General features: G+C 26.3%; 11 protein-coding genes. All 11 read left to right on the top strand.

The features are described from left to right. Positions 1-428: 428 nt before the first annotated feature. The 11 genes from A500_RS16465 (at position 429) to A500_RS19725 (ending at position 11434) form a co-directional block, all read left to right on the top strand. Positions 429-1196, top strand: coding sequence for a hypothetical protein (locus A500_RS16465; protein ID WP_157453688.1), 768 nt, complete (start codon positions 429-431; stop codon positions 1194-1196). 651 nt (positions 1197-1847) lie between these two features. Further along, positions 1848-2105 carry a hypothetical protein gene (locus A500_RS21460; RefSeq protein WP_040437054.1) on the top strand — a complete coding sequence of 86 codons (258 nt, stop codon included), beginning with the start codon at positions 1848-1850 and terminating at the stop codon, positions 2103-2105. Between the two features lie 29 nt (positions 2106-2134). Continuing rightward, positions 2135-3493 (top strand): hypothetical protein, encoded by a 1359-nt coding sequence (locus tag A500_RS16475; protein WP_040437055.1) that lies wholly within the window; start codon positions 2135-2137, stop codon positions 3491-3493. Next, entirely contained in the window at positions 3486-3725 is a 240-nt protein-coding gene (locus A500_RS16480; RefSeq protein WP_016208701.1) for a hypothetical protein, read from the top strand. Before A500_RS16475 ends, A500_RS16480 begins: the two co-directional genes overlap by 8 nt. Then, the gene (locus A500_RS16485) at positions 3668-4459 is read left to right on the top strand and encodes a hypothetical protein (protein WP_016208702.1); all 792 of its coding nucleotides are present in this window, start codon (positions 3668-3670) and stop codon (positions 4457-4459) included. Before A500_RS16480 ends, A500_RS16485 begins: the two co-directional genes overlap by 58 nt. 664 nt (positions 4460-5123) lie before the next feature. Further along, positions 5124-5879: a DUF6414 family protein gene (locus A500_RS16490; protein WP_016208703.1), complete on the top strand. Its 756-nt coding sequence runs from the start codon at positions 5124-5126 to the stop codon at positions 5877-5879. After that, positions 5872-6171 carry a hypothetical protein gene (locus A500_RS19720; RefSeq protein WP_051993187.1) on the top strand — a complete coding sequence of 100 codons (300 nt, stop codon included), beginning with the start codon at positions 5872-5874 and terminating at the stop codon, positions 6169-6171. The genes A500_RS16490 and A500_RS19720 overlap by 8 nt, the downstream gene beginning before the upstream one ends. Beyond that, positions 6126-6983 carry an AAA family ATPase gene (locus A500_RS16495; RefSeq protein ID WP_051993188.1) on the top strand — a complete coding sequence of 286 codons (858 nt, stop codon included), beginning with the start codon at positions 6126-6128 and terminating at the stop codon, positions 6981-6983. The genes A500_RS19720 and A500_RS16495 overlap by 46 nt, the downstream gene beginning before the upstream one ends. A 181-nt stretch (positions 6984-7164) precedes the next feature. Then, on the top strand, positions 7165-8718 hold the full coding sequence (locus A500_RS16500) for a caspase family protein (RefSeq protein WP_016208704.1): 1554 nt from the start codon (positions 7165-7167) through the stop codon (positions 8716-8718). Between the two features lie 432 nt (positions 8719-9150). Continuing rightward, entirely contained in the window at positions 9151-10503 is a 1353-nt protein-coding gene (locus tag A500_RS16505; protein ID WP_016208705.1) for an AAA family ATPase, read from the top strand. A gap of 1 nt (position 10504) precedes the next feature. Further along, on the top strand, positions 10505-11434 hold the full coding sequence (locus A500_RS19725) for an RloB family protein (protein ID WP_016208706.1): 930 nt from the start codon (positions 10505-10507) through the stop codon (positions 11432-11434). The last annotated feature ends 1015 nt before the right edge of the window (positions 11435-12449 follow it).

The raw sequence follows: 12449 nt of genomic DNA on the forward strand, positions 1-12449 counted from the left end.
GTATAGGTTTTTCTTTGTGATAAGTTAAAAACATTTAGAGTTATATATAGCACTGCACCCTGTCGGGTACCCAAATAAAGGACTAGTCTTATGCTTAGAGATACTTGCTGCATAAAGAGTTCGACTTTGAGAAACCTTTATGCTGCTAGTAGCTCTAGCTAATGACCTGTCCTTTTTTGGGTGACAGTTAAGGTGCATTAATTAGAATTGAAATAGTATTATTGATTATTAATATTAAATTAATCTTTGTAAGGAACTAAATAAAAGCATTTAAAAGTTTGTTTTATAAACTTTCTGTAAAAATCACGTAATATATAATAACTGATGATTTGTAGACAATAATGAAAGGATATATACTTAATTTTAGTGAGGTACATACGTATGCAGATCAATTAGATATGAAAATATTATTTAGAGGGGAAATAGTTATGAGTTATAAGTTTTATTCAAAAGAAGAGGTTAGAGATAAATATATCGCAAAGGGGAGTTTTTACAGTGTTGAACAAGGTTACTATAAGGGATATCGTAATGATCTTCATATATTAGACAGAAATTTAGTGGAGAGTGGACTAAACTTAACATATAGTAAGCCAGACATTTTATTTATAATGATGAATCCTGGAGGTTCAGAACCAATTAATAAACAGATCAACAGTTTAACAAAAGATAATCTTGTTAAGTGGTTATTAAAAGACAATTTAGTTGATGCGATACCAGATGAAACTCAAGATCAGATAATGAGAATAATGTGGAATACGGGAGCACAGCATAGTAGAATAATTAATATATCTGATATTAGAGAAGGGAGCAGTAAAAAATTCTATCCACTAATTAAGGGCATTGAGGATATCCATAGTATTTTTTCAAATGAGAGAACTAATGAACTTGATAATGTGTTTGGAAATTTTGACTCTGATACTTTTATATTTAAGGCATGGGGAGTAAATGAGAACTTATCTTTTAGAAGCCTTGTAGGACAATGTCTTAAAAAATTATCTAAAGAGGCTAATGTAATAGGATTAGAAAAAAACAATGACGAGTTCTTATGTTATCATCCATATTCACCTAATCCAAAAGTTTTAGAGTTATGGTTTAACAATGCTATGGAATTAATTTACAAAGAGATTCCAGAAGAATGGTTTTCGATGTTGAAAAGAAAATATGATAAACTTCCTAGCAAAGCAAGCAACACATAACAAAATTTCTATTTGAAGTTGCTTTAATGAACATAGACAAGATATACATACAAAATTATAAGCTTATTAGGTTAAAATTAGTAACTAAAGTTTCAGGAGTATAGTGAAATGATAGGTAACTTAGAATATTGTATCATGAAACGTGCTCTAAGAAATTTAGGTTTTTGATAGAAATGGGAAAATACATTTAAAATGAGAATTATTTTCATCTTCAAATTCTACTAAGTACATACATTTTTATGACAATATTCTTGATGTTTTTTAGAGAAATTCAAATTTTCTTGATTATCAGAAAGTATATTTACATCATCGATATAGTTAACAGCACTATTTAATATTTCTATCTATTCCATATATTTATCTCCTAACAATAAAATCCTATAATTTAAATAACTTTATATATATTTCTTCAGTATAACTATAGAAATATATATACTACTGGAATGATGAATAAGCTATAAAAAATTTTCTTAGAAATAGAATATCAAGAAACCTACCTTTAGTCTTTTCTAATCATATATCTTAAGAGCTTTTGATTATGTTCAGGTAAATTTGATTCATGAATAGAAGAAAGCGGATAATGTCAATAATTAGAACAAGATATTGTATTTTAATAGTATAAGAGAAGCGGGGTTTTAGGAAATGCTCAAGTTGGAAGAGTATATTGTTAAGAGAAAAAGGGAAGATAAACTTGATGAATTCGATTTTAAGAAACATTCAGAAAATATGGCAAATATTATTAAGTATGTAACAGATTATTTTAATAATTATTTGAATTTAGAGGATTACGATTATGAAAAGATAAAAACACAACAAACAGTAGATAAGTTTAAGAATGATATAGAAAAAAGATATCCAGAAACAAATGAATATATAATATCTTATTATTTAGATAATAAAAAAGATTAGATAAATATGTTGCTAAAGCTTTTGAAGAAATGAAAGATAGTGAATTATTTTATAAAGAAGAGGATTTTAAAAAAGTTGCAGAGTACGTTATTGAGAAAAAATTATATGTTCCTATGAATGAAACCTTAAGTAATAAATTAACTATAATGGCACAAGAATATAAACAAAATGAAAGTGAAGCTCCATCTATTTCAGAAATGAAGGAGCTTGATAATTCAGTAGTAGATTGGGTAAAGAGTGTATTTAGAAAATATAATGTAAATTTACTGAATTATGCAAGTGCGGTTGCATATCATTATTACGAAACTTATGTTGTAACAGAATATAATAGAGATACAAATACTTTTTATCATATTAATAAGTACGACTATAGATATCAAGAAAATCCATTTGATATTAATGATATTTACGCTAGAAATGAGCATAGAGAGTTCATTAAGGAACATAGGGGTGAACTTGAAATGCTGATAATGTATTGTTGGCTAAATGATGAAATAAAAGATTTAGATTATTGGCCAGAATATGTTCAACTTTGCATTGATTCAAATAGAGTAAAGTTATCCAAAAGAAAGCGTGTGTTTAAGCCAGTTCAGATTTCTAATATTAATTATCCAAATGAAATAGTTACTGGATGTAAGTATATTGAAACAGCTAATGGTTTAATTGAAAAAGATCCCGGAAAGGATTATATATTAAGGATAGTTTATAGAAAAAATAATGATGAAATATGGAAAGATAAAATGTTATTAGAGTCTATAATCAAAAATATAAAAAGTAGCTTTAATAGATATGGAGCTGCTAGTCTTATAGAATTTCAATCACCATATAAATCGGTAGAATATAGTAAAGAAAAGTTTTTTGATTATTATAAAATATTTGAAAAAGGTTTATGTAGATTTAAAAATACTAAAATAGCTATAATAAATGGATACATAAAAGGTAGCAAAGGAAAAGAATTTTTATTTTCAAATATAGATGACATTGTTAATTTACATAATATCTGCAAAGAGTTAAATCTAAAATTAAAGTTATCAGTTGATTTTACTGATAGTAATAGAAAAAATATTTTAAAAGAAAAATTGGAAGATACAATTAATGCTTTAGCTTCAATTAGAAGCTTTATAGTTGGAATTCATCTTAATAGTATTGATGATTGGAGTAATTATAGGGATATATATGTTGAAGACAGTAGACATGAATATATGAGTATTTATGAATATCCAACAGTATCAACTTTTATGAAAGGGTTAGCTACAATTGTACAGGATGGTAAAATTAGATATTTAATTCCAGAGAAAGTTAAAAATGAAGAGGTACTTGAAGCCTTAATAGATTTATTATATCGTGCTGGATTTAGTTTTGAAAAAGGTGTTGGTGCTGATGAATAGTAGTGAAATAAATATATATGATGAAATTGAATTTGATGCATGGGTTAAAAAGATTAATACTATATTAGATGAAAAGAATTATTGCCATATAATTGAAGAACATTGTCGTGAGATGGACTATAGAAAAAATAAAAGGAAAGATAATTATCTAGAAAATTTACCTCCTAATATTAGTTGGAAGTTGAAAGGAGAATTTTTTCTTTACCAAAAGGAAAAGAAAAAAATGTATTAGATATTAATACTTCAGAAAAAAAGAGAGATAAAGCATATAGATTTATGAGTATATTTATAAGTTGTATTTCAAAAATTGGCGGTAGAGTATATGTTGATTCAATGGAAAATAACGATAACACAATGATTACTTTATTGGGAAGTAAATATAAATGTAGTTTATATGAAAAGCAAGTTAAGTTAAGAGATAAGGCAAAAACCGAAGAAAGAAATATGAGACCTTTATATGATTTAGAATATACTGGAGAATTATACTTTAAAATTTTAGGCGAAAATAAAGATATAAATAAAAAGGATACCTGGGAATTGTTGCAGACAATAGAAATTTCTAATTCAGGGGATATAAAAGGTAAATTAATAGAGCTGTTTTATAAGTTAAGAGATGATGTTATATCTAAAAAGATTATTATAGATCAAGAAATGGAAAAGAAACAAGAAGAGATAAAAAAAGAAATTAAAAAATTGGAAGAAGAGAAGATACGTGAAGAGCAAGTTCGTATAGAAAAAGAAAATTTGATAAAAAAACAAAAGATGCAAGAAAATATAAACAATCATATGGATAAATGGGAGCATATTAATAAAGTTTTAATGTATGTTAATAACTTACGTTCCATGATAGGTGCAAGTGACAACGAAAAAAATCTAATTTTAAAGTATTGTGATTATGTTGAAAAAATCTATAGTAAATCAAAGTTTTATGAAGAAATATTAGAATTTTCACAAAAACTAGACTAATAAGAAGAATAAGTTAAGTAGTTGGTGAAGTAAGTTAAAAGATGAGAAAAAAGAAAAAATTAAGCAGTATAGTGAAAATGAAAAATATATTTTAGTTTAACCTCATCTTTAGATTCCAAGGCACAGGGAAAAGAGGAGAATAGCGTTGCTACTATTCCCCTCTTTTCTTTGTGTCTTGGATTATTAGAGCTCAATAGTTTCGTCATTACCCTGGGTTAGGGTGGGAAACCCCTTTAAAATCAAAGTAATAGATAAAAATTACTGAAGCGAGTTTCGAGCTTGAGTAAGATTTTAGATATTGCTACATTATGATTGAGTAATATTGAAGTAATTACAATTAATGATAATGAAGTTTTCCAAGCAAAATCAATTAGTGTGTATATACTTAGGGCATAATTCAATAATCTTTGATAAATACCAGGATTCGGGTTATTTGTTGATGAATTTGGTAGAATAATGAAGAAATAAATCATGCGGGTTTATAGTGCAGAATGTAGAAGAATACATTTCTAGGAAAAAGAAGATAAGATTAATATACTTTAACATATCAGTTTATAAACAAAATTATAGTTATTATATTTTATTAAAAAAAAATTATATTTATGTTAAAATATATATATTGAGGATAAAAAAGGCGGATTATATTAAATAAGAAGGGGGAAATATGAGGAGTAAGAAAGAAAAGAAAACCAGTAAAATAATAAAAGTAATATATTTTGATGAATGTTCGGCTACAGATTTTTTAGAAATTACAAATGGTGGAAAGGTTAATGTGGTAGATGAGGAGTCTAAAGGGAAAACAAAACAAGTAGATTTTAATATTGCAGAAAAGTTAGGAGTTAAACTGAAACTATTCTCATTTGTAGATACAGGCGTCGAACAGAAATTAAATGGTCAAGCAAAATATTTAGGACAAAGCTTGATGAAAACAACATTATCCAATACTGTTTTATCTGATTACATAAATACGGTAGCGAATGAAGAGAGTATAATGGTATTTAAGGGATTCAAATTGAGTGCATATCCAAATTCTTTAGCTCACTTCAAAATGTTTTCACCTTATAGTATTTTAAATAATGATGACAATGGTAGTTTAAATATATCAAAGCTAGATGAAGCATTAGAAAGTGCAAAAGGATATTATGAATTAATTGCAGAAAATGGAGATAATCCAAAGAAGATTTTAAGATTCAATATAAAGGCATTTAGAAATAATTATGGGATTTCAGATGTAATAAAAATGGACCTAACATATCATGCTATAAAAGTTGGAAGTTTTCCAGAAGAAAGATTAACAATGGAAAATGAGTTCCAACAGTTAAAAAATGATTTAACAGTAATAGAAACATTAGATAATAAAAAGAAAGAGAATATATTGGATGTATATGATGTAATATTAGCGGGGGTAACTAATGAATAATATTACTATTTTTAATGGTCCAAGCTATAAGTTTAAAGAGATAATACCCAATAGAGATATATGTACATTCTTGGAATTAGTAGATGAAGATGATTCAGATAGAAGAACATATTTACATACTGTACCTGGGCAAAATGATATAGACAATAAGGAAAAAGAATATATCAAGAATTTAATAATATATTCAACAGACTATGCTAGTGTAAATAAACATGTAATTTTAAACTTTACTAATTTCTTAGAGAAATGGGAAATAGAAAATATATATGTTCAAAACCCCCAGAGACTCTAGTAAATAATTTATATAAAAGAAATAAGAATATAAAGATAATAAATCATGAATATAAAAAAATTGAACTAGATTTAATAAAAAAAATTATCAATCAATTTTCATTTAAAATCATTGGGCAAGATAGTATAAAGGATGAATTAGGTGCTACACTTTATCAAAATTTAAGGATGGAAGAAAATAAGCCTTTAGTAGTTATGTTATATGGGGAATCAGGTGTAGGGAAAACAGAAAGTGTTAAATTTATTGCAAATTTATTAGAAGAGGACCTGTTTAGAAAACAATTTTCAATGTTCCAAAATGAAGCATATTCTACATATTTGTTTGGAGGAAAACATAACGAACTAAGCTTTGCTCAAGAATTATTAGAAAGAAAATCAAATATTATATTACTTGATGAATTCGACAAATCAAATAATATTTTCTATAGTGCCTTTTATCAAATGTTTGATGAAGGAATTTTAGAAGATACTAATTATAAAGTTAACTTACAAAATTCAATTATCTTTGTACGTCTAATTATAAGACTGAAGATGAAATTAAGAAAAAACTGGGATGAACCAATATATTCTAGATTTGATTCGTTTATAAAATTTAATAGTATTAGCTTGGAAAGTAGAAGAAAAATAATTAATATTCAATTTGAAAGAGAGTATTTAAGGTTATCTGATAAAGAAAAGGAAATAATCGATAAATATAATGGTATAAATGAGATTTTAGACAAGTTAGCTAAAAATAATAATAATATCAGATATATGGGCAATATGCTTCGAAAGATAATATATATTATTATTATTAGGGAGCTTAATAAATAAAGTACTTTAGAAATAATTTCACTTTAATAACCTTGTATCTAATTGTAATAGCGTGTCAGACAAGCTTAGATCTCAAAATACACTGATTAAATGTTAGTAGTAAGTTAATAGAAATCACGTAATGCTTCGGGCAGTATTGTTTTAAAAAACATTAAAAATAAAATCTTAAAGGAGATAACCAATGTCTACAGTAAAATCTTTACTTATTGGAGTTAGCGATTACTCTATGATGAATGAAAATAATTTACCATTTTGTATTAATGATATTTCTGCAATGTCTGAAGCTTTAACTAAAGGTTTAAAAGCTGAAGCCTCTAATATTATTGCATGTGGAGATAATGGAATTGTAACTAAATCTAATTTTCTGGATTCTTTGAAAAAAGCAATTTCTACTGTAAAACCAGAGGATACATTTATATTCTATTTTTCTGGTCATGGAGGGAATTCTGAAATTGGACATTTATTATTGTTGAGTGATGGTTATATAATGACTCAAGAAGTTATAGAATTATTTGAGTCAATCCCTGCTAAAAACAAGATAATTATATTTGATAGCTGTATGGCTGGTAATTTTGAAGTAGTTGAAACACCTATTTTTTCTCAAACTATGCTTTTAGATGACTTCGTTGGTAAGGGATATGCAGTAATTTCATCATGCAATGCGACACAGTATTCTTATGGACATCCAAATAAACCTGTTAGTTTATTTACTAGTTTTTTATGTGAAGCTTTAAAAGATAGGTATATTATACGCGAAGGAAAGAAATCGCTAAATGATATTCAAAAGCTTTTATTTCTTTATTTAAGCATATGGAATAAAAATAACCATAAAAGGATACAGAATCCTATTTATAGAGCCAACCTAGGTGGTACTATATATTTCTCAGTGGAAGATTATACTTCATATAAAATAAAGAACTTTTATGAAGAAACTGAAAAATATACAATTTATTCTGTAAAACCATTACATAGTAGTATTGCTAAAAGATATTCCGCAAGAATAATTTTAAAAGAGCCACTTTCATTTGAGGAAATTGCTCAAATAAATCATGAGGTTGTTGAAAAATTAAAAATGGAAGAATTCTATAATAATTCAAAATCAGAGTTGTACTGGAAAGGAAAACCTGCAAATATAGTGTTTTGTTATTTTGGTCGTGATGAACAAGACATGATTAATAATAATTATATTTGTCATACAACATGGGTGGATAATAGTCAAGATAAAGAATGGTGGTATAAATTATATAATAATTGTGAGGTAATCAAAAATATACACTTTAATGTGCACACTTATTATGATACATTAAAGACTTTCAATGAAGAAAATATTGGAGAAAAGAATTTATTATATAAAAAAACTACAATGATAGTTAAAAATATAGTGACATTAGCTGAGAGTGCTATTAGCTTATACAACGAATTCATTAATAATAGTAAAACAGAAATAGAATTAATACAAGATATGGAAATCTTAATTCCACACATTGAAAAATGGTATTTTTTTGAAACAGAATTAGAGCTACCACCTAAGGAGTTGAAAAAATGGTGTCAATGTTGTTCGAGTCTTGTATCAACGATTCACGATTTTACTTTTTTTTATAATCAAAGGTATATTGATGGAAGAACTAGTGAAAATAGAATTGCATGCATGAATATGACGATAAAGAGATATTATGATGATTTGGAAAAATTAAAAATAGAAGAACAGACTCTAACATTACATGATAAAATTTAGTAATCACTCTAGATAGTTGTGAAATTTCCCAAGGGGTATTAATTTTTAAGGCAAAACTTATGGAATTCGGATATTTAAATATAAAAAATTAAAATTGTGTAAAAATAATACAAGCATAAGTGATTTAAAGAAAGTATTTGATACTGTCAAAGTTCTTTTTAGAATTAGAGATATGTGAATTAAAATAATGGTAGAAATGGCCATAGCTAATCAGTTACATGCGTACTCATTAGCTATTCCTATTTTTTGATTAAAAAGATATTAAATGCACAAATAATTTAAATAATTATTACGGATATTCGATAAAAGATTCAAAAAATGTCTTATTAAATACAAAAAAATCACATTAAATAGAATAAAAATAAGTAAAAGTGCAAAGAATTATATTAACAAATGTGAAAAAATCACGTATAATCTAATTGAGGTGATATTATGTTAGTAAGATTTAGTGTTGGTAATTTTTTATCATTTAAAGATATTCAAGAATTTTCAATGATTAAAGGTAAGGCCAAAAAGAAAGCTGAGAGAATTTTTGATAATGAAAAAATTAAGTTATTAAAGTTTGCTTCAGTATTTGGTGCAAATGCTTCAGGTAAATCAAATTTTGTAAAAGCAATTAATTATTCAAGAAATATAATTTTAAAGGGTGAAATAGATAATATTAGTGCATCAGAATTTAAATTAGATAATGAAAGTAAAAATAAGCCATCATATTTTGAGTTTGAAATAGTGATAGATGATAGAGTATATAGCTATGGATTTGAAATTAGTATTCATAACAAAAAGTTTATTTCAGAATGGCTTATAGAGTTAGAGGCGAATAGAGAAGTAGTTATATTTAGTCGTGATATACCTAATGAAAAATCTAGTTCAGATCTTAAGATTAAAGATCAAGGCAGCAGGAATAGTTTTAATTTATACTTAAATGATTTAGAGTCTAACGATGAAGTTCTATTTTTAAATGAGATGAATAGTAAATCAAAAAGTACTTTATATAAAAAAGAGGATGAATTAATTATTTTCAAAAAGATATATGAATGGTTTCTTAATAAGATTGATGTAAATTATCCAGAAAGGCCTATATCAAATTATTCATATTTTTTAGAGAACAACAATCAAATATGTAAAATTCTACAGTCCTTTGGAACGGGAATTACTAATTTTAAGGTAGAAGATACAAATATAGATGCAATAAAAGGTTTGCCAGGTGATTTAGTTAAAAAGATTATTACAGATTTGGAGAATATAAAGAACTCAGATAATGAAGGGAAAAAAGAAGCTACTATAACGTTAAGAACTCGTAATGCTTATTATATGTTTAATCTTTTAGATGATAATGAAACTATTGATGTTACAACTATTAAATTTAATCATGGAAGTGATGTATTATTTGGATTTGAAGAGGAGTCTGATGGTACTAGAAGATTATTAGATTTAATAGAAATACTATATAATGCAGAAGATAAAGTTTATATTATAGATGAATTAGATAGAAGTTTACATCCGCAATTAACATATAAATTTATTCAAGAGTTTTTAAAGTTAGCTAATAATAGAAATACTCAACTTATAATAACAACACACGAAGCTAGATTATTAGACTTTGAGTTGTTGAGGCAAGATGAAATATGGATTTCTAACAAGGGGGACTTAGGTGATACTTCTTTATATTCTTTAGATGAATACAATATAAGATTTGATAAAAAAGTTGAAAAAGCCTATTTAGAGGGTAGATATGGTGGTGTGCCGATCTTTAGTAGTATCTTTCCAATAGGGGAGGTATAATATGAGAATACCCAAGAAGTATGGTGAGAGAACTTTACATTTTAAAAGTGAACAAATAGAAAAGCCTAAGTATATATTTGTATATGAGGGACAAGAAACAGAAGCACAATATTTTCAAGGGATAATTGATAACAGAGGAATTCTAAATATAAATCCATTAATTGACTTACAACCAATATTACGAAGTCATTTAGAACTTACAAAAAGCCATCCAGTAAATATTTTAAGTTATTTAGAGAGATACTTAGAAAATTATTATTCTATTGATATGATTTCAAATAAAATTGTTGATTTTTGCATTGAGATACTAGATGTAAAAGACAATAGCATTTATACTTCAAAAATGTTAAATGAGGATATTATAAGGTACTTATGCTATATCAGTGAAAAAGATACAAATGAAATAATTAATTTTACCAGTGAAACTTTAATAGGATTAGCAAAATATTTAGAGGATAAAATTCAACTAACTGATCAGATTGATTCAATTATTGAATATATAGAAGACCAAGAGATAGTTTATAATAAGGATATAGATAAAATATGTCTTATCATTGATAGAGATTGTGGAAATGTTAAACCAAATCAATATGATCTAATACTTGAAAAATGTAGAAATAAAGGTATCAACCTATATGTTACTAATCCTAATTTTGAATTTTGGCTTTACCTTCATACTAGAGAAGTTCTGTTTGAGGATCATATTGACTTATTAGAAAACAGAAGAACTGGAAAGAAAAGATATCTTGAGCGTAGATTAAGCGATGCATTTGAAGGATATAGAAAAGATTATATTAAATTTGATAGATTTTTACCTAAGTTAGATATAGCAATAGAGCAAGAAAAACAATTTTGTGAAGATTTAATTGGATTGAAAACTGAACTTGGATCTAATGTTGGTATTTTAATTAGTCAATTAAAAAATAAATAACTATCAATGATAAAAATAGGAATAGCTAATCAGGTACATGCGTACTCATTAGCTATTACTATTTCTTTGATTATAATGGGATTTCCCACCCAAGCCCAGGGTAATCTATGAACTAGAACGTTAATATTAACTAAGTGGCACAAAGATAAATGTGGACTAACAAAAGTTGTTCCACTTTTATCCTTGTGCAAGGTTAAAATAGCCTTAGCTCCTATCACTATATTTGTATCTAAATCATTGATTTTAATTTTTAACTTTAGATGTTTTGTTAATTAGTCTATTTTTATGATTACAAAGGGAAGCTGCGCCTCTAACCCTGCTTAATGCTCCTTAAACTTAAAATTTCAATAAATAGAAAATATGGACTAGCTATAGCTATTCCATTTTTCTATTTATACTAGAGATAAAATTAAACTGAAAAAGGTAGCAATCTAAATCAAATGTTATCTTTGAAACTAGTATTTATTTAGCTTTTAATATGTTTAATCTTATTAGTACTTAATCTTCTATAAAGTAATCACTAACTATTATTATTACTGTAGTTTTAGCAGTTAGATTTTTTTATATCTTTGATATTTAAAGTTCGTATATAATTATCTATAAACTTTGTAATCTAATATAATTTCATCTGATGATATATCTGTAGGGTTTATAACTTATAATTATTTGGGCCCCTTAACCTGTCACCCCAAAAAGTACAGGTCATTAGCTAGAGCTACTAGCAGTCTAAAGGTTTCTCAAAATCGAACCCTTTACGCAGCAAGTATCTCTAAGCATAAGACTAGTACTTTATTTGGGTACCCGACAGGGGGCAATGATCCTTTTAACTATTGATGTTTATTACTTTAACAAAGAAAGTCCTATACTGGTACACAAGGTACTGGCATAGGCCTTTCATTGTTATATACATGTATACTCTAGATGAGCAAGCTTTAAAAGATAAGAAGCTAAGTACTATTTAAATTACAATAGTACTAATACTGAAAAAGCTTTACAAAACCATTATTAATAATTA

Source organism: Clostridium sartagoforme AAU1 (genome assembly GCF_000401215.1).
Lineage (GTDB): Bacteria > Bacillota > Clostridia > Clostridiales > Clostridiaceae > Clostridium > Clostridium sartagoforme.